Raw genomic sequence first — 26,676 nt, forward strand, 5'->3', positions numbered from 1 at the left:
ATGACGTCCGTACAGTCCCTGCCATGACGAACCCGACGAGCACGACTCCGGTCCCCGGCGCCCCGGGCGCCCTGGCCGGCCGCCGCGAGTGGACCGCCCTCGGCGTCCTGATGCTTCCGCTGCTCCTGGTCTCCATGGACGTCTCCGTCCTGTACTTCGCGATCCCCGCGATCAGCGCGGACCTGGAGCCGAGCGGCACCCAGCAGCTCTGGATCTTCGACATCTACGCGTTCGTGCTCGCCGGCCTGCTGATGACCATGGGCTCGCTGGGCGACCGCATAGGGCGCCGCAAGCTGCTGCTGATCGGCGCCGCCGCCTTCGGCGCCGCCTCCGCCCTGGCCGCCTACGCGGACAGCGCCGAGACCCTCATCGCGGCCCGCGCGCTCCTCGGGGTCGGCGGCGCCACCCTGATGCCGTCCACCATGGCGATCGTCCGCACGATGTTCACCGACCCCGGGCAGCGCGCGAAGGCGATCGGGCTGTGGTCGGGCGTCATGACCGGCGGTATCGCGCTCGGTTCGGTCATGAGCGGCGTCCTCGTCCAGTACTTCTGGTGGGGCTCGGTCTTCCTGGTCAACCTGCCCGCGATGGTGCTGCTGCTGGTCCTCGGCCCGTTCCTGCTGCCGGAGTCCAGGAACCCGGAGCCCGGCCGTTTCGACCTGCTCAGCGTGCCGCTGTCGATGGCTGCCGTCCTGCCGGTGATCTACGGCGTCAAGGAGATCCCCTCCGAGGGCTGGAACGTGCGGTACGTCGTCTCGATCGCCGTGGGACTGCTCTTCACCGCCCTGTTCGTCCACCGTCAGCGCACCGCGAAGTCCCCTCTCATCTCCCCCGCTCTCTTCCGCGGCCGGGGATTCGCGCCCGCCGTCGTCCTCAACCTCGTCTCCTCGTTCGGCATGATGGGCTCGGCCTTCTTCACCACGCAGTACCTCCAGTCCGTGCTCGGCAAGAGCTCCATGTCGGCCGCCCTCTGGTCGCTGCTCCCCACCGTCCTGGTCGGCGTGGCCGCGCCCGTCGCCGCACAACTGGTCGAGAAGGGCGTGCACCGCGCCCATGTCGTCGCCGGTGGCTTCGCCGTCGCCGCCTGCGGGTACGCCCTCCTCGCCCTCGCCGGCACCGACTCGCTCTGGCTGGTCCTGGCGGGCGCCGGCGTCCTCGCCTCGGGCATCGTCACCGTGATGTCCCAGATGATGGACCTGGCCCTCGGCACCGTCCCGCTCGGCAACTCGGGCTCCGCCGCCTCCCTGCTGGAGACGGGCGCCGAGTTCGGCGGCGCCCTCGGCATGGCCGTCCTCGGCTCCGTCGGCACCGCTGTCTACCGCCACCACATCCCGGCCGACGCCCCCGCCGCGGCCCACGAGACACTGGGCGGCGCGCTGGCCGTCGCCGGACAGCTGCCGGGCGACGCCGGCCGGGCCCTCACCGCCGCCGCACGGGAGGCCTTCACCCACGGCATGCAGGCGGCGGCGGTGGCCGGCGCGGTCCTGCTGGTGGCGGCCGCGCTCCTCGCCGAGGCCACCCTCCGCAAGGTCGCGGCCGGTGCGGCCACCACCGCGTCCGAGGGGGCGGCAGCCGCGCTCCCGGCCCCCGATAAGGCGGCCGGGGAGGTGACCGTCTGACCTCCTCGCGCCGGCCCCGCGCCGGACACCACGCACCCGCCGGGCGGGGCCGGAGCAGTCCGGCCCCGCCCGGCGTCGCCGCGCCCCCGCCCGGAGGCTCGGGAAACCCGCCGGGTGTTGTCGGCCGGGCGTGCCAGGATGGGCACGTGGCACAGACATTCGGTACGCCGTTCATCGGCCGGGAGGACGAACTCGCCCGGCTCACCGGCGTGCTGGAGCGGGCCGCGGCCGGCGACCCGCGCGCCGTCCTGCTGGCCGGGGACGCCGGCGTCGGCAAGACCCGCACCCTCACGGAGGCCGCCGCGCACGCGGCCTCCACCGGCATGACCGTCCTGACCGGCCACTGCGTGGACCTCGGTGACGTGGGCCTGCCCTATCTCCCGTTCACGGAGATCCTCGGCGCGGCCGCCGCCGACGAGCGGCTCGCCCCGGCCTTCACCGCCCATCCCGCCGTGGACCGCCTCATCGGCACGGCGTCCGGGACCGGCGGCACACCCGACCCCGGCGGCCGCCTCCAGCTCTTCGAGGGCATCGCGGGTCTCCTCGCCGATCTGGCCGACCTGACCCCTCTGCTGCTCGTCCTCGAAGACCTGCACTGGGCGGACCAGTCCTCCCGTGACCTGCTCCGCTTCCTGCTCAGCCGGGGTGTCCTCCAGCGCCCCTCCCCCGGCGGCCCGCCCCGGCGCCTCGCCGTCTTCGCCTCCTACCGCGCGGACGACCTCCACCGCCGCCACCCCCTGCGGCCCCTGCTCGCCGAGCTGATCCGGCTGCCCGCCGTCGACCGGCTGGAGCTGCGCCCGATGGCCGACGCGGACGTGGCGCGGCTCGTGCGGGCCCTGCGCACCGGCCCCGTCTCCGACGGCACGGTCCGCCGCATCGTCGACCGCGCCGAGGGAAACGCCTTCTACGCCGAGGAGTTGCTCGCCGCACTGCCCGGCGACGACACCCCCGACTCCTCGGGCGTGCCCGGCGGCCTGGGCAGCCTCGCGGACGTGCTGCTCATCCGGATCGAGCAACTCTCCGAGACCGCCCAGCAGGTGCTGCGCACGGCGGCCGTCGCGGGGCGCCGCGTCGGACACGACCTGCTGCGTGACGCCGTACAACTGCCGGAGGAGGAGCTGGAGTCGGCGCTGCGCGAGGCGGTCGGACGCCAGCTGCTGCTGCCCGGCGACGACGCGACGTACTCGTTCCGGCACGCCCTCACCCGCGAGGCCGTGTACGCGGACCTGCTGCCCGGCGAGCGGGTCCGGCTGCACGGGCTGTTCGCCCGGCTCCTCGCGGAGGAGGGCCGTTCGGCGAAGAGCGCGGCGGAGCGAGCCCATCACTCGCGTGAGAGCCACGACCTGGCCGACGCGCTGGCCGCCTCTCTCGAAGCCGCCGACCACGCCCAGCTCGTCGGGGCGCCCGCCGAGGAACTGCGCCATCTGGAGACCGCGCTCGAACTGTGGGCGGTGGTGGACGCCGCCGCCCGTCCCGAGAGCCACGACACGGTCACGCTCACGCTGCGCGCCTCGGCCGCCGCCGCCCGTGCGGGTGAACCCCATCGCGCGGTCCAGCTCACCCGCTCCGCACTGGCCCGGGCCGGCGCGGACACCGACTCCGAACTGGCCGCGCGGGTGCGCTACACCCTCGCGGGCAACCTGATCCGGATCGACAGCCTGAACGACGCGTTCACGTACAGCAGCGAGGCCCTCGCGCTGATCCCCGCCGAGCCGCCCTCGTACACCTGGGTGTGGGCGGCGGCGACCCACGTCATGGCCGCCCGGCAGGTGGGGCGCGAGGAGGACGCGGAGCGGGTCGCCCGGCAGGCCCTGGAGATCGCCGAGCGGCTCCGACTGGGCGACGCCCAGGCCGACTTGATCATCTCGCTGGTCGGCATGGAGGCGCACAACCGGCGGACCGCGCAGGGCCGGGACCGGCTGCGCCGGGCCCGCGAGCTGGCCCGCACCGCCGGGAACCTCCCGGTGGAGATGCGCGCGCTGTTCAACCTGGCCATCGGGTGCTACGAGTCCGGCGCCCTGGACGAGTGCCTGGCCTGGGTCGGCGACGGCCTCGACCGCGCCCGCCGCGCCGGGCTCCTCTCCTCGCCGTACGCCCTGGAGCTGCGCTATCTGGAGTCCCTGGTGCTGTACACGCTGGGCCGCTGGGACGAGTGCGCGCGAGCGGCCGCCGAGGACGCCGAACTCCTGCCGTCCGCGGGCGGGTTCGCTACCGGACCCGCGTTGTACGTCGCCCTGGCGCGCGGCGAGCTGGACGCCGCCACGACCGGGGCCCGCGCGCTGCTGGACCGCCCCTTCGACTGGATGGCGACGCTCGTCGCGAGCGTGGTGCTGACCGACGCCGCGGCACTGCGCGGTGACCCCGAGGAAGCCGTCCGCCGGATGAGCGCGTCGGTCGAGGCGCTCACGGACGCCTCGGTCTCCGAGCGGCCCGACGTGGTGGTGCGACTCGCCGCGCTCACGCTGGCGGCGGTCGCTGACGCGGCGGAGGAGTCCCGCCTGTCCGGTGACGCGACGGCCGCGAAGCGCTGCGCGGAGACCGCCGCGGACCTGCTGGAGCTGGCCCGGAGCACCGCCGCACGCGGCGAGGACGGCACCGAGCAGGGGCCCGAGGGACTGGCCTGGCTGGCCCGCGCCGAGGCCGAGGGCGTGCGCGCGGCCACCGGTCCGGACGTCGATGTCTGGGACCGGGCCGTGACGGCGTTCGGCTACGGCGATCCGTACGAGCTGGCCCGGTGCCGCAGGAGGCTCGCGGAGGCGCTCCTCACCGCCGACCGCCGCGAGGAGGCGGCCGAACAGGCCCACGCGGCCCGGGACACCGCCGTGCGGCTCGGCGCGGTGCCGCTGCGCGAGGCCGTGGACGCCCTGGTCCGGCGCGGGCGCCTCGCCGACACGCCGGCCCCCGGGGACCGCATCGCGGCCCTCACCGCCCGGGAGAGCGATGTGCTGCGGCTGCTCGGCCGGGGGCGCACCAACCGGCAGATCGGTGAGGAGCTGTTCATCAGCGGCAAGACGGCGAGTGTCCACGTGTCGAACATCCTCGCCAAGCTGGGCGCCGCGAGCCGCACCGAGGCCGTGGCGATCGCCTACCGCGAGGGCCTGATCGAGCCGGAGACGACCGCCTCCACCTGAACGACGCCAGCGGTGCGCCGGCGCCGTCCGGGCTGCCGGGACAACGCGCGAGGGCCGGGCCACCCTCGGGTGACCCGGCCCTCGGCCGCTGGGCGAACGCCCCTGCGGACAGGCCTTGTTCAGGCCTCCTGCGACCTCAGACGAGGTTGACGGACCGCGCCGACGTGGCGCCGATCTCCTCGGCGACCTCGGTCAGCACGTTCTGCGGGACCGTGTCGTCGACGGTGAGGACCGCGAGGGCCTCCCCGCCGACGGCCGCGCGGGCGACCTGCATGCCGCCGATGTTGATGCCGGACTCGCCGAGGATGCGGCCGACGGTGCCGACGACACCGGGACGGTCCTCGTAGCTCAGCACGACCATGTGGTCGGCCAGCGCGAGGTCCACGTCGTACTCGCCGACGGCGACGATCTTCTGGAGGTGCTTGGGGCCGGCGAGCGTGCCGGAGACCGAGACTTCCTGGCCGTCACCGAGGGTGCCGCGGACGGTGACCACGTTGCGGTGGTCGGGCGACTCGGAGCTGGTGGTCAGACGGACCTCGACGCCGCGCTCCTGCGCGAACAGCGGGGCGTTGACGTAGCTGACGGTCTCGTCGACGACGTCCTCGAACACGCCCTTGAGCGCGGAGAGTTCGAGCACCTTGACGTCGTGCTGGGTGATCTCGCCGTACACCTCGACGTCGAGACGGACCGCGACCTCGCCCGCGAGCGCGGTGAAGATGCGGCCGAGCTTCTCGGCGAGCGGCAGACCCGGCTTGACGTCCTCGGCGATCACGCCGCCCTGGACGTTGACCGCGTCGGGGACCAGCTCGCCGGCGAGGGCGAGGCGCACCGAGCGGGCGACGGAGATACCGGCCTTCTCCTGGGCCTCGTCCGTGGACGCGCCGAGGTGCGGGGTGCAGACGACCTCGTCGAGCTCGAAGAGCGGGGAGTCCGTGCAGGGCTCCTTCGCGTACACGTCGAGGCCGGCGCCGGCGACGCGGCCCTCCTTGAGCGCCGCGTACAGCGCTTCCTCGTCGACGATCCCGCCGCGCGCGGCGTTGACGATGCGCACCGTCGGCTTGACCTTGTGGAGCGCCTCGTCGCCGATGAGACCGAGGGTCTCGGGGGTCTTCGGGAGGTGCACGGTGATGAAGTCCGAGACCTCGAGCAGCTCGTCGAGGGTGAGGACCTTCACGCCCATCTGCGCGGCCCGCGCGGGCTGCACGTACGGGTCGTAGGCGACGACCTTCATGCCGAACGCCGACATGCGCTGCGCGACGAGCGCGCCGATGCGGCCGAGGCCGACGACACCGAGGGTCTTCTCGGCGAGCTCGACGCCGGTGTACTTGCTGCGCTTCCACTCGCCGTTCTTCAGCGCGGTGTTGGCCTGCGGGATGTGGCGCGCGGTGGCGAGGAGGAGACCGCAGGCCAGCTCGGCCGCGGTCACGATGTTCGAGGTGGGGGCGTTGACGACCATCACGCCGGCCTTGGTGGCGGCGGAGACGTCGACGTTGTCCAGGCCGACGCCGGCTCGTGCGACGACCTTCAGCTTCTTGGCGGCGGCGACGGCCTCGGCGTCGACCTTGGTGGCCGAACGGATCAGGATGGCGTCGACGTCGGCGATGGCGGGCAGCAGCTCGGCGCGGTCCGCGCCGTTCGCGTGCCGGATCTCGAAGTCCGGGCCCAGGGCGTCTACGGTCGCGGGCGACAGCTCTTCAGCGATGAGTACGACAGGTTTCGAGCTCACGTGAGTCCTCACAAGTCCAATGCGGACGGCCGTCCCGACGGCCGCAGGCGGTGGAGGGTTTTGTTGCGGCCCCGGGGCGTGCCTGCACTTCTGGGGGGTCGCTCGAGCCGCGTGGAAGACGCACGACGCTGTGGGCCTGACGCGTTGGTGATGTGCAGCAGTGTAGTGGCGCCGAAGCGGTCGTCCTGCGCCTGTGCGGAAGGATCACCCGTCCGTGGCTGGACGGGATGGACAACATCGCGGCCCCGGGGGTTACCCGGGGTTCGACGAAGGGGCCGGAGCGTGCCGCCCCGGCCCCTCGTCACGCGGCTTACGCCTCGTCGTCGTTCACCCACGACATGAGCTTGCGCAGCTCCTTGCCGGTGGTCTCCAGCAGGCTCTTCTCGTCCTGGCTCTTGTACTCGTTGTACTTCTTCAGGCCCGAGTGGTACTCGTCCATCCAGTTCTTGGCGAAGGTGCCGTCCTGGATCTCGGCGAGGATCTGCTTCATCTCGGCCTTGGTGGCGTCCGTGATGATGCGCGGGCCGGTGACGTAGTCGCCCCACTCGGCGGTCTCGGAGACCGACCAGCGCATCTTCTCCAGGCCGCCCTCGTACATGAGGTCGACGATGAGCTTCAGCTCGTGGAGGCACTCGAAGTACGCGATCTCCGGCTGGTAGCCGGCCTCGGTCAGCGTCTCGAAACCGGCCTTGACCAGGGCGGCGGTGCCACCGCAGAGGACGGCCTGCTCACCGAACAGGTCGGTCTCGGTCTCCTCGGTGAAGGTCGTCTTGATGACGCCGGCGCGGGTGCCGCCGATGCCCTTGGCGTACGAGAGGGCGAGCTCGAAGCCGTTGCCGGTCGCGTCCTGCTCGACGGCCGCGATGCAGGGGACGCCGCGACCCTCCTCGTACTGACGGCGCACGAGGTGGCCCGGGCCCTTGGGCGCGACCATGCAGACGTCGATGCCGGCCGGGGGCTTGATGAAGCCGTAGCGGATGTTCAGACCGTGGCCGAAGAACAGCGCGTCGCCGTCCTTGAGGTTGCCCTTGATGGACTCCTCGTAGACCTGGGCCTGGATCGGGTCCGGCACCAGGATCATGATGACGTCGGCCTCGGCCGCGGCCTCCGACGGCGTCACCACGCGCAGGCCCTGCTCCTCGGCCTTCGCCTTGGACTTGGAGCCCTCGTGCAGACCGACGCGGACGTCGACACCCGAGTCGCGCAGCGACAGCGCGTGGGCGTGGCCCTGGCTGCCGTAGCCGATGACCGCGACCTTGCGGCCCTGGATGATGGACAGGTCGGCGTCGTCGTCGTAGAACAGCTCGGCCACTGGGGTTCTCCTTGTTATCCGGTATTGCCGGTGTTGCGTCCCACCGTACGGCGGGCGGGGGAAGGGAAGTTCTCGGGTCTCGGTATACGGGCGGGCCGCGGGTGGCGCCCGCCCGTGTGCCGGTGTCGTCCGTCGGTGCTCAGGCCGAACGGTCGAGCGCGCGCAGCGACCGGTCGGTGATCGAACGCGCCCCGCGTCCGATCGCGATGGTGCCGGACTGGACGAGCTCCTTGATGCCGAAGGGCTCCAGCATCTTGAGCATGGCCTCCAGCTTGTCGGCGCCGCCGGTGGCCTCGATGGTGACGGCCTCCGGGGAGACGTCGACGGTCTTGGCGCGGAACAGCTGGACGATCTCGACGATCTGGGAGCGCGTCTCGTTGTCGGCGCGCACCTTCACCAGAACGAGTTCGCGCTGGACGGCCGCGCCGGGCTCCAGCTCGACGATCTTCAGGACGTTGACGAGCTTGTTGAGCTGCTTGGTGACCTGTTCGAGCGGGAGCGCCTCGATCACGTTCACCACGATGGTGATGCGGGAGATCTCCGGGTGCTCGGTGACACCGACGGCGAGGGAGTCGATGTTGAAGCCGCGCCGGGAGAACAGGGCGGTGATCCGGGCGAGGACACCGGGCTTGTTCTCGACGAGGACGGAGAGGGTGTGCTTGCTCATGGTTCTGACTCGGCTCTCTCTCAGTCGTCTTCGTTGTCGCCGAAGTCGGGGCGGACGTCCCGGGCGAACATGACCTCGTCGTTGGAGGTGCCGGCGGCGACCATCGGCCACACCATCGCGTCCTCGTGGACGATGAAGTCGACGACGACCGGGCGGTCGTTGATCGAGTTCGCCTCCTCGATCACCTTGTCGAGGTCGTCCGGGGACTCGCAGCGGATCGCGTGACAGCCCATGGCCTCCGACAGCTTGACGAAGTCGGGGACGCGGGTGCCGGCGCTCGGCTGCTTGCCGTCCGCGTCCGGGCCGCTGTGCAGCACGGTGTTGGAGTAGCGCTGGTTGTAGAAGAGGGTCTGCCACTGGCGGACCATCCCGAGGGCGCCGTTGTTGATGATGGCGACCTTGATCGGGATGTTGTTCAGGGCGCAGGTGGTGAGTTCCTGGTTGGTCATCTGGAAGCAGCCGTCGCCGTCGACCGCCCAGACCGTGCGGTCGGGCTGTCCCGCCTTGGCGCCCATCGCGGCCGGGACCGCGTAGCCCATCGTTCCGGCACCGCCCGAGTTCAGCCAGGTCGCGGGCTGCTCGTACTGGATGTAGTGCGCGGCCCACATCTGGTGCTGGCCGACGCCCGCCGCGAAGATCGTTCCCTCGGGGGCGAGTTGGCCGATGCGCTCGATCACCTGCTGCGGCGACAGCGAGCCGTTGTCGGGCTGCTCGTAGCCCAGCGGGTACGTCTCGCGCCAGCGGTTGAGGTCCTTCCACCAGGCGCTGTAGTCGCCGGTGTTGCCGTCGCTGTGCTCCTTCTGGACGGCCTGGACCAGGTCGGCGATGACCTCGCGGGCGTCACCGACGATCGGCACGTCGGCGGCGCGGTTCTTGCCGATCTCGGCCGGGTCGATGTCGGCGTGGACGATCTTCGCGAAGGGAGCGAAGCTGTCCAGCTTGCCGGTGACACGGTCGTCGAAGCGGGCTCCGAGGGCGACGATCAGGTCGGCCTTCTGCAGCGCGGTGACGGCGGTGACCGCACCGTGCATGCCCGGCATTCCCACGTGCAGCGGGTGGCTGTCGGGGAATGCGCCGAGCGCCATCAGGGTGGTGGTGACGGGCGCTCCGGTGAGCTCGGCGAGAACCTTGAGCTCGGCGGTGGCGTGCGCCTTGAGGACGCCGCCACCCACGTACAGGACGGGCCGCTTCGCGCTCGTGATCAGCCGCGCGGCCTCACGGATCTGCTTGGCGTGCGGCTTGGTCACCGGGCGGTACCCCGGCAGGTCGCTCTGCGGCGGCCACGAGAACGTCGTCTGGGCCTGCAGCACGTCCTTCGGGATGTCCACGAGGACAGGGCCCGGGCGGCCGGTCGAGGCGATGTGGAACGCCTCGGCGATCGCCTTCGGGATGTCCTCGGCCTTGGTGACCAGGAAGCTGTGCTTGGTGATCGGCATCGTGATGCCGACGATGTCCGCCTCCTGGAAGGCGTCCGTGCCGATCGCCTTGGTGACGACCTGGCCGGTGATCGCGACCAGCGGGACGGAGTCCATCATGGCGTCCGCGATCGGCGTCACCAGGTTCGTCGCACCCGGGCCGGACGTGGCCATGCAGACGCCGACCTTGCCGGTGGCCTGCGCGTAGCCGGTGGCCGCGTGACCCGCACCCTGCTCATGACGGACGAGCACGTGGCGCAGCCTGCTCGAGTCCATCATCGGGTCGTACGCCGGAAGGATCGTCCCACCGGGGATGCCGAATACGGTGTCGGCCCCGACCTCCTCGAGCGAGCGAATGAGGGACTTCGCACCCGTGACGTGCTCGACGGGGGCGGACTGCTGTCCTCCGGAACGGGGCCGCGGCTGCGGATGGTGGGCCCCGGTGGCCTGCTCGGTCATCGGCATTCTCTTCTCGATGCTGAGGGTTTTTGCGACTTTTGTGCGGTGTGCGTTTGCTGATCGAAAGGCGCCTGTGCAACAAAAAACCCCTCGTGCCGTGAGGCAAGCGAGGGGAGCGCGCCGGGTGCGGTCGCTGGGTGTTCCGGATCCTCCGGTGACCACCTAGCTTCAGCCGACGCGCTTTCCAAGTACGAGAATTCGGGTGCGCATGGCATTGACCCTCCCCCCGGCACGCACTGACTGTCAAGTAGGTGGGACGGGAGTCTCATTATGTGAGCGGAGGGCCGTTCCGCCCCCGAGAACGGCGGGCACACCCCCGGTGTACACCCCCGCTCCCCCGCCGGCGAAAACCGGCTCGACCGGCCCGTTCGGTACGGGGAAGTGGCCGGAGGAGAGCGCGCGGCGCAGCCGGTACTCGTCGAGCGGTCCGGAGAACGCCATGCCCTGCCCGTGGGTGCAGCCCATCGCGCGCAGCGCGATCACCTGCTCCGGGAGATCCACCCCGTCCGCCACGGACTGGAGCCCCAGATCCGTGGCGATCCGCAGCAGCCCGCTGGTGATCTTGTGCAGCCGGGCGGACTCGACGACCCCCTCGATCAGACTGCGGTCGAGCCGCAGGATGTCGACGGGAAGCCGGCGGAGCGCTGTGATCGCCGCGTAGCCGCTGCCGAAGCCGTCCAGGGCGATCCGGACCCCGAGGCGCCTGAGGGCGTTCAGACGGCGCTCCAGCTCGTCCAGAGGGACCCGTGGGTCGGTGTCCGACAGCTCGACGACGAGCCCGCCGGACGCGAGCCCGTGCCGGGTGAGGAGGGACTCGACGGAGCCGAGCGGCATGGAGCGGTCCAGCAGCCGCCGCGCGGTCATCCGGACGGCGACCGGCACCGCGATGCCCGCGGCGGTGCGCTCGGCCGCCTGCCCGACGGCCTCGTCCAGCATCCAGCGGCTCAGCTCTGCGGTGCGGTCGCTGTCCTCGGCCACGCGCAGGAACTCGGCCGGCGTGAAGAGCACCCCCTGGGAGGAACGCCAGCGCGCCTGTGCGGTGACCGACGAGATCCGGCCGCTCTCCAGCGACACCACGGGCTGGTGCAGCAGCGCGAACTCGCCGTCCTGGAGCGCCGAGCGCAGCCGGGTCGCCAGCTCCGCCTTGCGGACCACGTCCTGCTGCATCTGCGGCGCGTACAGCTCGACGCGGCCCTTGCCCGCCGCCTTGGCGCGGTACATGGCGAGGTCGGCGTTGCGCAGCAACTCACCTGCCCCCAGGCCCGGTTCGGCGAAGCCGACACCGATGGACGCGGCGACGCGGACATCGTTGCCGTCGATGCAGTAGGGCTGGGAGAGCCTGATCCGCAGTCGGTCGGCCAGTTCCATTATCTGCTGCTCGCGGGCCGTGCGGTCGCGGCCGCCGTCGCCGACGATGAGTGCCGCGAACTCGTCCCCGCCGAGGCGGGCGGCGGTGTCGCCGTGCCGTACGGAGTCCTGGAGCCGGCGGGCGGCCTGGACGAGCAGTTCGTCGCCCGCCTGGTGCCCGATCGTGTCGTTCACGGCCTTGAAGCCGTCGAGGTCGATGAAGAGCACGGCGGTGCCCCGGTCGGAGGAGCGGCGCCCGGACAGGGCCTGCTGGACGCGCCGGGTGAACAGGGCGCGGTTCGGCAGGTCGGTGAGCGGGTCGTGCTCGGCGTTGTGCTGCAACTGCGCCTGGAGGCGGACGCGTTCGGTCACGTCGCGGCTGTTGAAGATGAGTCCGCCGTGGTGCCGGTTGACGGTGGACTCGACGTTCAGCCAGCCGCCGTCGCCGGACCGGAAGCGGCACTCGATCCGGGTGGTCGGCTCCTCGACGTGACTGGCCGCGAGGAACCGCCGCACCTCGTGGACCACGCAGCCGAGGTCCTCGGGGTGGATCAGCGAGGCGAGCTCGGAGCCGACGAGTTCCTCCGCGTCCCGCCCGTAGACCCCGGCGGCGGCCGGGCTCACGTACCGCAGGATGCCGTTCGGAGCGGCGATCATGATGACGTCGCTGGAGCCCTGCACCAGGGAGCGGAAGTGGTTCTCCTTCTGCGCCAGCTCCTGGGTGAGGGTGATGTTGTCCAGCAGCATGATGCCCTGGCGCACCACGAGGGCGAGGACGACGAGACCGGCGGTGAGGAGCACCACACGGTCCACCCTGCGCCCGTTCAGGATGTTGTAGAGGATCCCCAACGTGCAGACGGCGGCGGCGAGATAGGGCGTGAGCGCGGCGAGCGAACCGGCGATCGGACGCGTCACCGGGTACCGGCCGTGACCCGGGCCCTGCGGGGCGGGCCGCGGGTGTCCGTCCTGCTCCCGCTCGTACGCGTGCTCCTGCGCGCCGGGCCCGCCCCGGCGCTCGTGCTCTCCGGAGCCGCGGGAGGTTCCCGGCCCGGGGGGCTCGTGCCCACCCCGCGGTCCGCGCCGCCGGTCGGAGCCCGGTGGACCGAAGCGGCCCTCCCGGCGCTGGCCGGGGATGTGCTCGCGCACCCGAAGCGCGGGCCCGTCCGGGGTGTGCTCCTGCGGGCCGTGGTCCTCCGCCTCCGTCTCCGGGTGCCCGTGCCGGGTGGCGGCCCAGGGCGCGTACGCGAGGAGCAGGGAGCCGGCGAACCAGCCCGCGTCGAGGAGCTGGCCCGAGTGGTAGTTGTTGTGCAGGAGGGGCGAGGTGAACAGGGCGTCGCACATCACGGTCAGGGCGAGCGCCCCGATCGCGGTGTTCACCGCCGAACGGTTCACCGAGGAGCGCCGGAAGTGCAGCGCGAGGACCATGCTGACCAGTGCGATGTCCAGCAGCGGGTACGCCAGCGACAACGCGGTGTGGGCGACGCTCGGTCCGTCGAACTTGGCCGCCTGGGCGAGCGCCAGCGACCAGGACAGCGTGAGCAGCGAACCGCCGATCAGCCAGGAGTCGAGGGCGAGGCACACCCAACCCGCCCTGGTGACGGGCCTCTTGGCGAGCACCAGCAGGCCGACGATCGCGGGCGGCGCGAAGCAGAGGAAGAACAGGTCGGCGTAGCTCGGGCTGGGCACCGGGCGTTCGAGGACGACCTCGTACCAGCCCCAGACCAGATTGCCGAGGGAGGCCATGGCCGAGGAGAGGGAGAACAGCAGCCAGGCGGGTCGAAAACGGCTGCTCCGGCTACGGGCGTAGAGGAAGCACGAGACGGCCGCGGTGCCCGCCGCGATGCTCAGTCCGAAGTCGCCCATGACCAGCGCGAGACTCGGGGAGCCCCAGCCGAGTGCGGAACCGACGGCGTACCCCGCGCACACCAGGGCCAGGACGAGCTGCGAGAACAGGCCCGTCCCGCCGTCGAAGACCGGACGGCGGGCCATCAGCGCTCCGGGGGAGCTCACCGGGACCACCGGGTCCGTGCTCCCGGGTCCAACTGGTCCCGGTGCGCCGGATGGGCATGCCTGCGGCGGCTCGGATGCCTGCGGTGGTGATGGCAGCCGTGGCCGCGTCCTCGTGCGGTCGCGCGCCAGGGTCGTCGGCGGCGGCCCCGCCGCGTCGGATCGTCGGTCCATAGGCCGTGCATCGCCCGTCGCCCCCCTCGCAGTCTCAATGTCCGTCCCCGGCGCCGAACGGTGCGCGGCGCAGCCCCTGTCGGGACGATACACCAGTCTCGTCACTCAGGGACATAGTTCCTCTACGCTCCGTGACGACCAGGGACTATGCCGGAACTGCCCGCGTTCGGGGAACTGCGGAGGGTGTTCGAGGCGGTCGGAGGACGAACGGAGCGGTGCTCAGGTGCCGGTGGTGAGAACCACGTTCCGCAGCGGCTCCCGGTTCACGAAAAGCGTCAGCTGTTGCGCGAGCAGCCGCTTCGCGCGCGGCCAGAACGCCGAGGTGGGGCCGCCGACATGGGGACTGATGAGCACGCCGGGCGCGTGCCACAGCGGATGGCCCGGCGGCAGCGGTTCGGGGTCGGTCACGTCGAGGGCCGCGGTGATGCGGCCGCTCTCCAGTTCGGCGAGCAGCGCCTTGGTGTCGACGACGGGACCACGCGCCACGTTGACCAGCAGGGCGCCGTCCTTCATCCGGGACAGGAACTCGGCGTCCACCAGCCCTCGGGTGCTCTCCGTGAGCGGGGTGGACAGCACGACGACGTCGGATTCGGGGAGCAGCGAGGGAAGTTCAGTGAGTGGGCGCACGGGACCGCGCTCCGTGGTGCGGGCGGAGCGCGCGACGCGCGCCACCCGCGCGAGCTCGAACGGCGCGAGCCGGTCCTCGATGGCGGACCCGATCGAGCCGTACCCCACGATGAGGACGGACTTGTCGGCCAGCGAGGGCCGGAAGCCCGAACGCCAATCCTCGTCGTCCTGCCCGCGGACGAAGTCGGGGATCCCGCGCAGCGAGGCGAGGACGAGGGTGAGGGTCAACTCCGCGGTGCTCGCCTCGTGGACACCGCGCGCGTTGCACAACATCACGCCGGGGCGCAGGGACTTGACGCTCGGCAGGACGTGGTCGACGCCGGCGGAGAGCGTCTGCACGGCCCGGACCGACGTCATCGCCGGCAGCGGACGCTGCGACACGGCGGGCGGCTTCATGTAGGGGACGACGTAGAACGCGCAGTCCGCCGGGTCGGCGGGAAAGTCCTGGTCGCCGTCCCAGAAGCGGTAGGCGGGGCCTTCTGGGAGCCCCTCGATCTCGTCGGCGTGAAACGGGAGCCACACATCGGAAGTCATGGTCAGGAGGCTATGCCAGGCGCCCGTGCGCGCAGAGGTTAGGTTGGGGTGCCGGCACAGGGAGGATCACGACCAGGTGGAGCGCAGAACGATCGGGGCCGCGGCGCTCGATGTCGGGGCGGTCGGACTCGGGTGCATGCCGATGAGCTGGGCCTACACCGGTTCGCGACAACGCGGCGAGGAGTCGCTGCGCGCGGTGCACGCGGCGCTCGACCGAGGCTCGACGCTGCTCGACACGGCCGACATGTACGGCCCCTTCACCAACGAGCTGCTCCTCGGACGGGCGCTGCGGCAGCGCCGTTCGGAGGCCTTCCTGTCGACCAAGGTCGGTCTGCTGGTGGGCGAGCAGCACATCGTGGCCAACGGCCGCCCCGGGTACGTGAAGCGGGCGTGCGACGCCTCGCTGCGCCGGCTCCAGACGGATGTGATCGATCTCTACCAGTTGCACCGGGCGGATCCGGAGGTGCCGGTCGAGGAGACCTGGGGCGCGATGGCGGAGCTGGTGTCGGCGGGGAAGGTGCGCTCGCTCGGGCTGTGCGCGCTGGGGGCCCGGTCCGGCCGGCGCTCGGGTGCGCGGCTGCACGACGGAACGATCCGGCAGCTGGAGCGGGTGCAGCAGGTGTTCCCGGTGAGCGCCGTTCAGGCCGAGCTGTCGGTGTGGTCGGCGGAGGCGCTGGACGCGCTGCTGCCGTGGTGTGCGGCGCGCGGGGTCGGTCTTCTCGCCGCGATGCCGCTGGGCAACGGCTTCCTGACCGGGACGCTGACCCCCGGCGAGGGCTTCGAGCCGGACGACGTACGCGCCCGGCATCCCCGCTTCACCGCCGAGATGATGGCCGCGAACCAGCCCATCGTGGTCGGTCTGCGGCGCATCGCCCGGCGGCACTCGGAGCCGGGCCGTCCGGTGACACCCGCGCAGGTGGCGCTGGCCTGGGTGCTGGCGCAGGGGCCGCACGTGGTTCCGGTGCCGGGGGCCAAGCGGGAACGCTGGGTGACCGAGAACGCGGGGGCCGCGGGGCTGCGGCTGACGGCGGAGGATCTGGCGGAGGTGGCGGGTCTGCCGGGGGCCCTGGGATCCTGGGAGTGAGGCACGTCCGCGGGCCGGAGTCCGGATTCGCCGGCCCGTGATCGGGAACCTGCGGAGCGCGAGCGGTGTATCAACAGTGGAACCGCCGCGTCGAAGGGACACAGATGGTGCAACGTCGAGCAGTGACAGCCGTGTTGGTCACGGCCGCCTTTCTCGTGACGGCAGGCTGTTCCTCCGGCGGCGGAGGCGGCTCGGACGACGGAGGCGCGTTCCCCGGCCTCGGGAGCAGCCCCTCCCCCGCGTCGTCGTCCTCCGGCGCCGCCGCCGAGCCGACACCGCCGGCCAAGGGCTCGGTGAAGGTCGTCCGCACCGTCACCGAGGATCTCGACAGTCCCTGGGGTCTCGCGCCCCTGTCGGAGGGCGGCCTGCTGGTGTCCTCGCGGGACAAGGGGACGATCACCCGGATCGACGAGAAGACCGGCAGGAAGACCGTGCTGGGCGATGTCCCCGGGGTGGCGCCGGCCGGCGAGGGCGGCCTGCTGGGCATAGCGCTCTCCCCGGACTACGCCGCGGACCACATGATCTACGCGTACGTGACCACGGCCTCCGACAACCGCATCGTCCGCATGCTGTACGACGCGAAGAAGCCCGCCGGCGAGCAGCTCGGCGCACCGGACACGATCTTCAAGGGCATCCCCAAGGGGATCATCCACAACGGCGGGCGGATCGCGTTCGGTCCGGACAAGATGCTGTACGCGGGTGCGGGCGAGACGGGCGACCGGGGCCAGGCGCAGGACAAGAAGGCGCTCGGCGGCAAGATCCTGCGGATGACCCCGGACGGCGAGCCCGCACCCGGCAACCCGTTCCCCGGCTCGGTCGTCTACTCGTACGGCCACCGCAATGTCCAGGGTCTCGCCTGGGACGACAAACAGCGCTTGTGGGCCTCCGAGTTCGGCCAGGACACCTGGGACGAGCTGAACCAGATCAAGCCCGGTGACAACTACGGCTGGCCGGTGGTCGAGGGCATCGGCAAGGACGCGAAGTACCACAACCCGGTCGCCCAGTGGCACACGGACGACGCCTCCCCGAGCGGGATCGCGTATGCCGAGGGATCCATATGGATGGCCGGCCTCAAGGGCGAGCGGCTGTGGCGCATCCCGTTGAACGGCACGAAGACATCCGCCGACCCTGAGGCCTTCCTCCAGGGGAAGTACGGCCGGCTGCGCACGGTCGTCTCCGCGGGCGGCGACAAGTTGTGGCTGATGACGAGCGAGACCGACGGCCGCGGCAGCCCGGGGAAGGGCGACGACCGGCTCCTCGAGATCGAGGTGAAGTAGCGGGGGAGCCTGCGGCGGGAGCGGGGGCGGCGGGGCCGAGACGGTCGTGCGGGCTACGACGCCTGCGGGGGGCCGGGGTTCTCCGGGGCGGCATCCCGGTCCGGATCCGGGTCCGGGTCCGTGTTCTGGTCCTGGGCCGCGTCCTTCGCGAGCGCGGCTTCCTGGTCCGGGGTCGCATCCTTCGCGCCGGGGACTTTCTGGTCCTGGGCCGCTGCCGGGTCCTTCGCGTCGGCCGCGTCCGTCTCGGCGTCCTCGTCGTGCCGCGGTGCCCGTACGACCACCTTGCCCGAGGTGAGGTCTATCGGGCCTCGGCCCGGGTCGCCGTCGTTCAGGTCCACGCGGCTCAGTTCCAGCCGCTTGCGTTCGTCGTTGGTGTGCTTGCGGCCCGGTGCGAAGAGTTCCTCGAACATGTTGAACACGGCGCCTCCCTCGGCCCGAATCCCTTTCAGCGTAGACCCCGGTCCGCCGCCGGGACCGCGGAGGGCTCCGGCGGGAAGAGCCGCAGCCGGTGGGCCAGCGCCGCCGCCTCGCCGCGTCCCGAGACGTCCAGCTTGGCCAGGATGTTCGAGACGTGGACGCTGGCCGTCTTCGGGGAGATGAAGAGTTCCTCGGCGATCTGGCGGTTGGTGCGGCCTGCGGCGACGAGCCGGAGTACGTCACGCTCGCGGCCGGTGAGCCCGAGGGCCGCCGCCGGGTCCGCGGGCACCGCCGGCCGCTCGGGGGCGTGCTCCAGGGGGAGGCGGGCGCGCTGGGCGAGGAGGGCGACGGCGTCGGTGAGCGGGCGGGCGCCGAGGTGGTCGGCCGCGGCGCGGGCCAGCCGGAGGAGTTCCGTGGCCCGGGCGCGGTCGTCGTCCGTGCCGGAGACGAGCAGGGCCTCGGCGAGGCGGAGGCGGACCCGCGCCAGGTCGTAGGGGCGCTCCAGGGGTTCGAGGGCGGTGACCACGTCGGACCACTGGTCAGTGGTGCTCATGCCCTCGGCGCGGTCGAGTTCGGCGCGGACCCATTCGGCGTGGACGAGCCAGACGGGCGCCCCCACCGCCAGGGACTTGGCGGCCACGCGGATGCGCTCGACGGTCGGGGCGCGGCCCGGCGCGGCGACGGGCAGGCCACGGGCGTCGGCCTCCGCGGTGGCGGCGGCGAGCAGCAGCGGCCAGCCGTAGCGCTGGGTGCCGGGCGGGAAGCCCGTGTCCAGGGCCTGTTCCAGGGCGGTGCGGGCGTCGAGGAGGCGGCCCTCGCCGGCGGCGATGCCGATGGTGGTGCCGAGCAGTGGAAGGGAGTGCTGGGGCATCGGATCGTGGGTTCCGAAGTGGCTTCGGGCTGCGGTCAGTTGGCGGGTCGCCTCGGCGAGGTCGCCGCGGGCGAGGGCGACGGGCGCGAGACGGGCGGCGCCCACCCCGGAGGCCTTGCCGCTGAGCCCCACGCCGAGCGCGTTCCGGGCGGCCTCGACGGCCTCGTCCCACTGGCCGAGGGCGTACAGCGACTCGGACAGGTTGCCCCAGACCCAGGCGAGGGTGTCCAACAGGCCGTTGCCGCGGGCGAGTTCGACGCCCTCGCGCAGGATCGCCACGGACTCGCGGGAGCGTCCGACGGACTCCAGGTGGGAGGGCAGGTTGATGTGCAGCCGGCCGACGACGTAGGCGGCGCCGTGCTGGTGTGCCGCCTCCTTGACCTGGTACATCGCGGCGAGTCCGGCCTCGACGTCGCCCGAGTCGACCATGAGGCCGCCGAGGGTGAGCCGGGCGTTGAGTTCGACGTCCCGGGCGCCCACCATGCGTGCGTACTCCACGGCGCGTTCGGCCGCGGAGAGAGCGCCGTGGCCCGGTTCGTGGAGCATGCACCAGGCGGCGACCATGGACAGCACCTCGGCGTGCACCTCGGAGGGCGGCAGGCCGCGCACCAGCTCCTGGGCGGTGGCGAGTTCCTCCCAGCCGTCACCGCGGACCTGGGCCTGGACGAGCCGGGAGCGCTGGAGCCAGAACCAGGCGGCGCGCAGCGGATCGCCCGTGTTCTCCAGGAGGTGCAGCGCGCGCCGGGTCGTCTTCAGGGCGCGCTCGCGCTCTCCGCACAGCCGCCCGGCGACGGCCGCCTCGGCCATCAGGTCGAGGTAGCTCAGCGGGGCCGTCGCGGGGTCGCAGCCGCAGGCCGGGTAGGCCTCCACGTAGTCGACGGGCCGCAGGGCGGCGCGCACGGTGTCGGGGGCGACCTCCCACAGCTCCATCGCCCGCTCCAGGAGCCGGAGTTGCTCGGAGTGTGCGTGTCGGCGCCGGGCCTCGACGGAGGCGTCGAGGACGGCGGGCAGCGCCTTGGCGGCGTCGTGGGCGTGGTACCAGTAGCTGGCCAGCCGGGTGACGCGTTCGTCGGCCGGGACGAGCGCCGGGTCGGCCTCCAGGGCCTCGGCGTAGCGGCGGTTGAAGCGGGAGCGCTCGCCGGGCAGCAGGTCGTCGCTGACGGCCTCGCGGACCAGGGAGTGGCGGAAGCGGTAGCCGTCGCCGGTGGGCGAGGCGAGCAGGATGTTGGCGCCGACGCAGGCCCGCAGGGCCTCGATGAGGTCGTCCTCGGCGAGCCCGGCGACGGCGGCGAGCAGCGCGTACTCGACGGTGGAGCCGCCCTCGGCGACGATCCGGGCGATCCGCTGGGCGCTCTCCGGGAGCCGTTCGACGCGGACCAGGAGCAGGTCGCGCAGGGAGTCCGTGAGTCCGGTGCGGCAGCCCTCGTGGGCGGCGACGGCGAGTTCCTCGACGAAGAAGGCGTTGCCGTCGGAGCGGGCGAAGATCTCGTCGACCTGGGCGGGGTCGGGCTCGCGGGCGAGGATTCCGGCTATCTGACGGCCGACCTCGGCCCGGCTGAAGCGGCCCAGTTCGAGACGTCGGACCGTGCGGAGGCGGTCGAGTTCGGCGAGCAGGGGGCGCAGCGGGTGGCGGCGGTGGATGTCGTCGGCGCGGTAGGTGGCGATCACGACGAGCCGGCCGCTGCGCAGGGTGCGGAACAGGTAGGCGAGCAGGTGGCGGGTGGAGGCGTCGGCCCAGTGCAGGTCCTCCAGTACGACGACGACCGTGCGGTCCGCCGCGACGCGTTCCAGGAGGCGGGCGGTGAGCTCGAAGAGGCGGGCCATGCCCTCTTCGTCGTAGCGCCGCCCGGGGGTCGCTTCCGCGAGTTCGGGCAGGAGGCGGGCGAGTTCCTCCTCCTGTCCGGCGGCCGCGGCGGCGAGTTCGTCGGGCAGGATGCGGCGCAGGGCGCGCAACGCCGTGGAGAACGGGGCGAAGGGGAGGCCGTCGGCGCCGATCTCGACGCAGCCGCCGCAGGCGACGACGGCGGCCTCGCGGGCGGCGGCGACGGAGAACTCCTCCAGGAGGCGGGTCTTGCCGACGCCGGCCTCCCCGCCGAGCAGCAACGCCTGTGGCTCTCCCGTGGCGGCACGGGAGAGTGCATCGTTCAACACCCCCAGTTCGGCGGTGCGTCCGACGAACACGGGGCTCACGGACCTGGTCTCCACGGGCCCGAGCATCGCACAGGGCACCGCCGGCGCGGCACCGGTTATCCGGTGGGCCGTCGGTGCCCCGGTGGGTCGTGTCGTGTCCGGCAGGGGGCGGCCGCCCCCTGTACGGCCGCCCTCCCGCCCACCCGGCAGCCGGTCGTACGCGGTACGGCCGGCGCCGGGTGCCGTGGCGTTCACGCGGCGCGGGTGAACGGATACCGGCGGGGGCGGCGGCTATGGGCCCGCCCCTCCGTGTCCTGCTGTACGGACTCGCGGCGGGCCGCGCGGCGGGCGGCCCGGCGGCCGCGGAGGGCCTCCTGGGCGAGCCGGTGGTTCTGTGCCTCGCGGATCAGTTCCGCGGTCCGGATGTGGTGAAGCTCGTACTCGAACATCTCGTACCCCTGGTGAAGAGTCGGTCTCGGCCTCGCTGTCTGCGATGTCTCAACCTTCGTCTCCGAGGGGGGTGCGCCACATCGGGAGAGTTCCGCATCTTGCGCACGCGAAGGGCCTTAGGGCGGCGCTCGTTGTACGGCGCCGGCCCTAAGGCCCCTCAGAGTGGTCGGTTCTCAGCTGGTGGAGGGCAGTCCGAGAAGGAGGTCGGAGTACTTGGCGACGGCGAGGATCAGCCCGACGACGCCGAGCGAGACACCGGCCCAGGCGACGGACTTGATCCAGGGGGCCTGGGGCCTGCCGGGGGCGCCGAACGCCGGGCGGACGAGGACGACGACGCCGACGATCAGCGCGGCCAGCGCGAAGAGGCCGCCGATCAGCGCGGTGGTCGCCCAGGCGTCGCCGTAGACCTCCTTGACCTGCTGGGCGACGCTCGCGCTCTGCGAGGTCCGGAGCTGGCCGACGAGCGTCTCGCGGGCGGCGGCGACGGTGGAGACCCAGCTGCCGGTCAGCGACACGATGCCCAGTCCGGCGGACACCACGGCGGCGGCACCCTGGCCGACTCCGGTCGCCTGCCCGTCCGCGGTGGTGTCGTGGCCGTCCACGAGGTCCGCGGCGGCCTCGTCCTGCTCCTCGGCCCGGGCGCCCTCCGCCTCGGTGCCGGTCACGTCGTCCGTGGTCGCGCCGTTCTTGGTGACGTCCACGGTCTGCTCGTCGCGCTGCGCCTCGGCGCCGGTCTCGGCCCCGGCTTCGTCAACTGTCTTGGTTCCCATGCACCGCACCGTACGGACGCTGTCTGAGAAGTTCCTTAATGATCCTTGTGCGCCTCGTGCGCACGTGCGGCGCGCCAGTCGGGCGCGAGCACGGACCACACCTCCAGGTCGTGCCGGACTCCGCGGTAGGGGTGCTTCTCGCGCAGGACGCCGTCCTGCGTCATGCCGAGGCGGCGGGCCACGTTCAGGCTCGGCACGTTGCCCGCGGCGGCGACCCACTCGATCCGGTGGATCCCGCGGCCCTCGACGGCCCAGTCGATGAGCACGCGCATCGCGCGGGTGACGAGACCGCGCCCGGAGGCGGCGGGTTCCAGCCAGCAGCCGACCTCGCAGTTGCCCTGCTCGGCGTCGAAGTTCAGGAAGAGCACGCCGCCGACGAGCTTGCCGTCGAGCCACAGACCGTGCAGGGAGCCGGTGTCCGCCGCGCGCATGTCCGCGTACCGCTGGAGGTGGGCCCGTGTGGACGGCACGTCCGTCGACTGGGATCCGAAGGGGATGAACTGTCCGATGAACTCGCGGCCGCGGTCCAGGTGCGCGAGGAACTCCTCCGCGTGCCACGGCTCCAGGGGCCGCAGTTGCGCCCCGTCGTCACCCAGGGATATCGCGTACATCCGCTACCGCTCCTTCACCATCATGTCCGCCGCGTCGGCGGCGTCCAGGACGTCCGCCACACCGGCGTCCGTCGCCTCGGCCAGCCTCTCATGCGCGGCACGGCACTCCGGTGCCTCGATGCTGACGCGCGGGAGCCGGCGGTCGAGCCAGCCGGGCAGCCACCAGTTCGCGCCGCCCAGCAGGTGCATGAGGGCGGGGACCAGGAGCGTCCGCAGGACGAACGCGTCGAGGGCGACGGCGGCGGCCAGGGCGATGCCGAACATCGCGATGACGCGGTCGCCGCTGAGGACGAAGGCGAGGAACACCGAGATCATGATGACGGCCGCCGAGTTGATCACCCGGCTCGTCTCGGCCAGCCCGACCCGGACCGCCCGCCGGTTGTCACCGGTCTCCAGCCACTCCTCGTACATGCGGCTGACCAGGAACACCTGGTAGTCCATCGAGAGCCCGAAGAGCACCGACACCATGATCACGGGGAGGAAGGGCTCGATCGGCCCCGCGCGGCCGAGGCCGAGCAGGTCGCTCCCCCAGCCCCACTGGAAGATCGCGACGACGACCCCGAAGGCGGCGGCGACCGCGGCGATGTTCATCACGGCCGCCTTGAGCGGGATGCCGATCGAGCGGAACGCGAGGAGCAGCAGGACGCAGCCGAGGCTGATCACGACGCCGACGAAGAGCGGCAGCTTGCCGACGATGACGTCGGCGAAGTCGTCGTAGCTCGCCGTCACCCCGCCCACGTGCAGGTCGAGGGAGGTGCCGGCCTCCGCGCGGGGCAGGACCTCGGTGCGCAGCCGGTCGACGAGATCGCTGGTGTCCTTCGACTGCGGGGCGGAGGACGGCACGACGGTGAGGTAGGCGGTGTCGCCCGCGGTGTTGTAGGTGACCGGGGTCGCCGAGGCGACGCCGTGGGTGAGCCGCAGCGACAGGTCCAGGTTGTCGAGCGCGAGGCGGTCCTCGGCGCCGCCGACCTTGGTGACGAGGGTCAGGGGCCCGTTCACGCCGGGTCCGAAGCCCTCGCCGATGAGGTCGTAGGCCTGCCGGGTGGTCGTCGTCCGCGGGTCGTTGCCCTGGTCGGACGTTCCGAGGTGGAGGGAGAACGTCGGCAGGGCGAGCAGGGCCATCACGACGACGGCGACGCCGCCGAGCACCTTGGGGTGCCGTTCGACGAAGGCGGACCAGCGGGCGGCGAACCCGGTGGGCATCTCCGGTTCCGGTCCGTGTTCGTCCAGGCGGCGCCGTTCGCGGCGGCTCAGGGCGCGGGGTCCGATGAAGGAGAGCAGCGCGGGCAGCAGTGTGACGGAGGCCGCGACGGTGAGGACGACGGTGAGGGAGGCGGCGATGGCGACGCCGTTGAGGAAGCCGAGCCGCAGGATGAGCATGCCGAGCAGGGCGATGCAGACGGTGGCGCCGGCGAAGACGACGGCGCGGCCCGTGGTGGCGACGGCGTTCCGCGCGGCCTCGGCCACGGGCAGCCCGCGTTTCAGGCCGCGCCGGTGTCGCGTCACGATGAACAGCGCGTAGTCGATGCCGACACCGAGGCCGATCAGCATGCCGAGCATGGGGGCGAAGTCGGCGACGGTCATGGCGTGTCCGAGGAGGACGATCCCGAAGTACGCCGTGCCCACGCCGATCAGGGCGGTGGCGATGGGCAGCATGGAGGCGGCGAGGGAGCCGAAGGCGAGGAAGAGGACGACGGCGGCGACGACCACGCCGACGATCTCGGCGAGGTGCCCGCCGGACGACTGGGTGAGGGCGACGGCGCTGCCGCCCAGTTCCACGTCGAGTCCGTCGGTCCCGGCCTCCTTCGCGGTGTCGACGACGGCGCGGACCTCGCCCTTGTCGATGGTCTCGACGCGGTCGGCGAAGGTGATGTTCGCGTACGCGGTGCGGTTGTCGTCGCTGATCCGGTCGGCGCCGCCGCGGCCGTACGGGCTGTCGACGGACGCGACTCCGGGGAGTTCGGCGATCTTGTCCAGGGTGCGGGTCATGGACTGCTCGACGGCGGGGGAACGCACGCTGCCGCCGTGGCCGGTGTGCCAGACGACCGTGTCGCTGTCGCCGCCGAGGCCGGGGAAGCCCGCGCCGAGGAGCTGGGTGGCGCGGCCGGATTCGGTTCCCGGGGCCTCGTAGTCGTTCGAGTACGAGGAGCCCGTCACGGCGGCGGCAGCGGTCACGCCGCCGAAGGCGACCAGCCAGAGCAGTACGGCAACGAGGCGGTGCTGGACACACCAACGTGCGAGGGCTGCCACGAACGAGCTCCCTGGGGGATTTGAGGATCTTTATCGGGAACTGCCCGCAAAGAACGCATGACTCATGCGCCATCACTCTTACAGCCGGAAATGATCCTTTGTCGCATTCGTGGGCTTACTCACAGATCTGCACCCCTGTCACAGGGCATTCGCGTGAACGCCCCCGTCCCCCGCGTGTCACGACGGTTCCGGAACGGGCCCGGACAGACCGCTGGGGGCGCATCGACAGCGATGCGCCCCCAGGGACGTGGAAAAAACCGTGACCTCAGCTCTCGCCGACGCCCAGCTTCTCCAGGATGAGCTCCTTGACGCGGGCCGCGTCGGCCTGGCCGCGGGTCGCCTTCATGACCGCGCCGACGAGCGCGCCCACGGCCTGGACCTTGCCGCCGCGGATCTTGTCGGCGATGCCCGGGTTCCCGGCGATGGCCTCGTCGACGGCGGCGGTCAGCGCGCCCTCGTCCGAGACGACCTTCAGGCCGCGCTTCTCGACGACCTCGTCCGGAGTGCCCTCGCCGGCGAGGACTCCCTCGATGACCTGGCGGGCCAGCTTGTCGTTCAGATCGCCGGCCGTGACCAGCTCGGTCACCCGGGCGACCTGCGCCGGGGTGATCGGCAGATCCTCCAGCGCCTTGCCCGACTCGTTGGCGCTGCGCGCCAGCTCGCCCATCCACCACTTGCGGGCGGACGCGGCGTCGGCACCGGCCTCGATCGTCGCGACGATCGGGTCGATGGCACCGGCGTTGAGCATCGACTGCATGTCGTGGGCGTTGACGCCCCACTCCTCGCGCAGCCGGTTGCGGCGGGCCAGCGGCTGCTCGGGCAGCCCGGCACGCAGCTCCTCCACCCAGTCACGGGAGGGGGCGACGGGGACGAGGTCGGGCTCCGGGAAGTACCGGTAGTCCTCGGCCTCCTCCTTCACGCGGCCCGAGGTCGTGGACCCGGTGTCCTCGTGGAAGTGGCGGGTCTCCTGGATGATCGTGCCGCCGGAGTTCAGCACCGCGGCGTGGCGCTGGATCTCGAAGCGGGCGGCACGCTCCACGGAACGCAGGGAGTTGACGTTCTTCGTCTCGGAGCGCGTGCCGAACTTCTCGCGGCCGTGCGGGCGCAGCGAGAGGTTCACGTCGCAGCGCATCTGGCCCTGCTCCATCCGGGCCTCGGACACACCGAGCGCCTTGATGAGCTCGCGCAGCTCGGCGACGTAGGCCTTGGCGACCTCGGGTGCACGCTCGCCCGCGCCCTCGATCGGCTTGGTGACGATCTCGATGAGCGGGATGCCCGCGCGGTTGTAGTCGAGCAGCGAGTGCGAGGCGCCGTGGATACGGCCGGTGGCACCGCCGACGTGCAGCGACTTGCCGGTGTCCTCCTCCATGTGGGCGCGCTCGATCTGCACGCGGAAGACCTCGCCGTCCTCCAGCTGGACGTCCAGATAGCCGTTGAAGGCGATCGGCTCGTCGTACTGGGAGGTCTGGAAGTTCTTCGGCATGTCCGGATAGAAGTAGTTCTTCCGGGCGAAGCGGCACCACTCGGCGATCTCGCAGTGCAGCGCGAGGCCGATCTTGATGGCGGACTCGACGCCGATCGCGTTGACGACCGGCAGCGCGCCGGGCATGCCGAGGCAGGTCGGGCACGTCTGCGCGTTGGGCTCGGCGCCCAGCTCGGTCGAACAGCCGCAGAACATCTTCGTCTTGGTGCCGAGTTCGACATGGACTTCGAGGCCCATGACGGGGTCGTAGGTCGCCAGGGCGTCCTCGTACGACACCAACTCGTCGGTCGTGGTGGTCACGGTGAAAACTTCCCT

16 protein-coding genes and 1 pseudogene are annotated in these 26,676 nt (G+C 72.1%); 4 read left to right on the forward strand and 13 right to left on the reverse strand.

Going from position 1 to position 26,676, the window contains the following annotated elements:
* The first annotated feature begins 23 nt into the window (after window positions 1-23).
* Both OG406_RS13015 and OG406_RS13020 read left to right on the forward strand, forming a co-directional pair.
* Entirely contained in the window at window positions 24-1,619 is a 1,596-nt protein-coding gene (locus OG406_RS13015; protein ID WP_329185825.1) for an MFS transporter, read from the forward strand.
* 146 nt (window positions 1,620-1,765) lie between these two features.
* The gene (locus tag OG406_RS13020) at window positions 1,766-4,750 is read left to right on the forward strand and encodes a helix-turn-helix transcriptional regulator (protein ID WP_329185827.1); all 2,985 of its coding nucleotides are present in this window, start codon (window positions 1,766-1,768) and stop codon (window positions 4,748-4,750) included.
* A gap of 136 nt (window positions 4,751-4,886) precedes the next feature.
* On the opposite strand, the gene serA is transcribed toward OG406_RS13020, so the two are convergent.
* From serA to OG406_RS13050, 6 genes are all read right to left on the reverse strand, one after another.
* Complete coding sequence (gene serA, locus OG406_RS13025) at window positions 4,887-6,476, reverse strand: phosphoglycerate dehydrogenase (protein WP_081219584.1); 1,590 nt, start codon at window positions 6,474-6,476, stop codon at window positions 4,887-4,889.
* Between the two features lie 310 nt (window positions 6,477-6,786).
* On the reverse strand, window positions 6,787-7,788 hold the full coding sequence (ilvC, locus tag OG406_RS13030; protein WP_164369001.1) for a ketol-acid reductoisomerase: 1,002 nt from the start codon (window positions 7,786-7,788) through the stop codon (window positions 6,787-6,789).
* 139 nt (window positions 7,789-7,927) lie between these two features.
* The gene (ilvN, locus tag OG406_RS13035) at window positions 7,928-8,455 is read right to left on the reverse strand and encodes an acetolactate synthase small subunit (RefSeq protein WP_081219582.1); all 528 of its coding nucleotides are present in this window, start codon (window positions 8,453-8,455) and stop codon (window positions 7,928-7,930) included.
* Window positions 8,456-8,475: 20 nt separating this feature from the next.
* Window positions 8,476-10,329, reverse strand: coding sequence for an acetolactate synthase large subunit (locus OG406_RS13040; RefSeq protein WP_266616805.1), 1,854 nt, complete (start codon window positions 10,327-10,329; stop codon window positions 8,476-8,478).
* Between the two features lie 243 nt (window positions 10,330-10,572).
* Window positions 10,573-13,665 carry a putative bifunctional diguanylate cyclase/phosphodiesterase gene (locus tag OG406_RS13045; RefSeq protein WP_329190775.1) on the reverse strand — a complete coding sequence of 1,031 codons (3,093 nt, stop codon included), beginning with the start codon at window positions 13,663-13,665 and terminating at the stop codon, window positions 10,573-10,575.
* A 411-nt stretch (window positions 13,666-14,076) separates the two neighbouring features.
* Window positions 14,077-15,018, reverse strand: coding sequence for a 2-hydroxyacid dehydrogenase (locus tag OG406_RS13050; protein ID WP_329185830.1), 942 nt, complete (start codon window positions 15,016-15,018; stop codon window positions 14,077-14,079).
* A gap of 76 nt (window positions 15,019-15,094) precedes the next feature.
* On the opposite strand from OG406_RS13050, the gene OG406_RS13055 reads away from it, so the two are divergent.
* Together OG406_RS13055 and OG406_RS13060 are read left to right on the forward strand one after the other, a co-directional pair.
* Complete coding sequence (locus OG406_RS13055; RefSeq protein ID WP_164369005.1) at window positions 15,095-16,102, forward strand: aldo/keto reductase; 1,008 nt, start codon at window positions 15,095-15,097, stop codon at window positions 16,100-16,102.
* A 104-nt stretch (window positions 16,103-16,206) separates the two neighbouring features.
* Window positions 16,207-17,379 carry a PQQ-dependent sugar dehydrogenase gene (locus tag OG406_RS13060; RefSeq protein WP_329185832.1) on the forward strand — a complete coding sequence of 391 codons (1,173 nt, stop codon included), beginning with the start codon at window positions 16,207-16,209 and terminating at the stop codon, window positions 17,377-17,379.
* A gap of 53 nt (window positions 17,380-17,432) precedes the next feature.
* Here OG406_RS13060 and OG406_RS13065 read toward each other — a convergent pair whose 3' ends face one another.
* The 7 genes and pseudogenes from OG406_RS13065 to gatB all read right to left on the reverse strand — a co-directional run bounded on the left by OG406_RS13065 (window position 17,433) and on the right by gatB (window position 26,661).
* The gene (locus tag OG406_RS13065) at window positions 17,433-17,789 is read right to left on the reverse strand and encodes a DUF6191 domain-containing protein (RefSeq protein WP_443067143.1); all 357 of its coding nucleotides are present in this window, start codon (window positions 17,787-17,789) and stop codon (window positions 17,433-17,435) included.
* A gap of 35 nt (window positions 17,790-17,824) precedes the next feature.
* Complete coding sequence (locus OG406_RS13070) at window positions 17,825-20,884, reverse strand: helix-turn-helix transcriptional regulator (protein ID WP_329185834.1); 3,060 nt, start codon at window positions 20,882-20,884, stop codon at window positions 17,825-17,827.
* 164 nt (window positions 20,885-21,048) lie between these two features.
* A complete protein-coding gene (locus OG406_RS13075; RefSeq protein ID WP_164369008.1) occupies window positions 21,049-21,246 on the reverse strand; it encodes a hypothetical protein in 198 nt (65 codons plus the stop codon).
* A 174-nt stretch (window positions 21,247-21,420) separates the two neighbouring features.
* Window positions 21,421-22,017 carry a hypothetical protein gene (locus OG406_RS13080; RefSeq protein WP_329185835.1) on the reverse strand — a complete coding sequence of 199 codons (597 nt, stop codon included), beginning with the start codon at window positions 22,015-22,017 and terminating at the stop codon, window positions 21,421-21,423.
* A 35-nt stretch (window positions 22,018-22,052) separates the two neighbouring features.
* Window positions 22,053-22,628: a GNAT family N-acetyltransferase gene (locus tag OG406_RS13085; protein WP_164369010.1), complete on the reverse strand. Its 576-nt coding sequence runs from the start codon at window positions 22,626-22,628 to the stop codon at window positions 22,053-22,055.
* Window positions 22,606-24,878 (reverse strand): annotated as a pseudogene (locus OG406_RS13090) (MMPL family transporter). Before OG406_RS13090 ends, OG406_RS13085 begins: the two are co-directional and overlap by 23 nt.
* 265 nt (window positions 24,879-25,143) lie before the next feature.
* The gene (gatB, locus tag OG406_RS13095) at window positions 25,144-26,661 is read right to left on the reverse strand and encodes an Asp-tRNA(Asn)/Glu-tRNA(Gln) amidotransferase subunit GatB (protein ID WP_081219571.1); all 1,518 of its coding nucleotides are present in this window, start codon (window positions 26,659-26,661) and stop codon (window positions 25,144-25,146) included.
* Between the last annotated feature and the right edge of the window lie 15 nt (window positions 26,662-26,676).

The organism is Streptomyces sp. NBC_01428 (assembly GCF_036231965.1).
Lineage (GTDB): Bacteria > Actinomycetota > Actinomycetes > Streptomycetales > Streptomycetaceae > Streptomyces.

Bases quoted from the DNA above. Each gene is read 5' to 3' on its own strand.
- OG406_RS13015 (WP_329185825.1), top strand. From the start codon at position 24: ATGACGAACCCGACGAGCACGACTCCGGTCCCCGGCGCCCCGGGCGCC.
- ilvN (WP_081219582.1), bottom strand. From the start codon at position 8,455: ATGAGCAAGCACACCCTCTCCGTCCTCGTCGAGAACAAGCCCGGTGTC.
- OG406_RS13040 (WP_266616805.1), bottom strand. From the start codon at position 10,329: ATGACCGAGCAGGCCACCGGGGCCCACCATCCGCAGCCGCGGCCCCGT.
- OG406_RS13045 (WP_329190775.1), bottom strand. From the start codon at position 13,665: ATGGCCCGCCGTCCGGTCTTCGACGGCGGGACGGGCCTGTTCTCGCAG.
- OG406_RS13050 (WP_329185830.1), bottom strand. From the start codon at position 15,018: ATGACTTCCGATGTGTGGCTCCCGTTTCACGCCGACGAGATCGAGGGG.
- OG406_RS13060 (WP_329185832.1), top strand. From the start codon at position 16,207: ATGGTGCAACGTCGAGCAGTGACAGCCGTGTTGGTCACGGCCGCCTTT.
- OG406_RS13065 (WP_443067143.1), bottom strand. From the start codon at position 17,789: ATGTTCGAGGAACTCTTCGCACCGGGCCGCAAGCACACCAACGACGAA.
- OG406_RS13070 (WP_329185834.1), bottom strand. From the start codon at position 20,884: ATGCTCGGGCCCGTGGAGACCAGGTCCGTGAGCCCCGTGTTCGTCGGA.
- OG406_RS13075 (WP_164369008.1), bottom strand. From the start codon at position 21,246: ATGTTCGAGTACGAGCTTCACCACATCCGGACCGCGGAACTGATCCGC.
- OG406_RS13080 (WP_329185835.1), bottom strand. From the start codon at position 22,017: ATGGGAACCAAGACAGTTGACGAAGCCGGGGCCGAGACCGGCGCCGAG.
- OG406_RS13085 (WP_164369010.1), bottom strand. From the start codon at position 22,628: ATGTACGCGATATCCCTGGGTGACGACGGGGCGCAACTGCGGCCCCTG.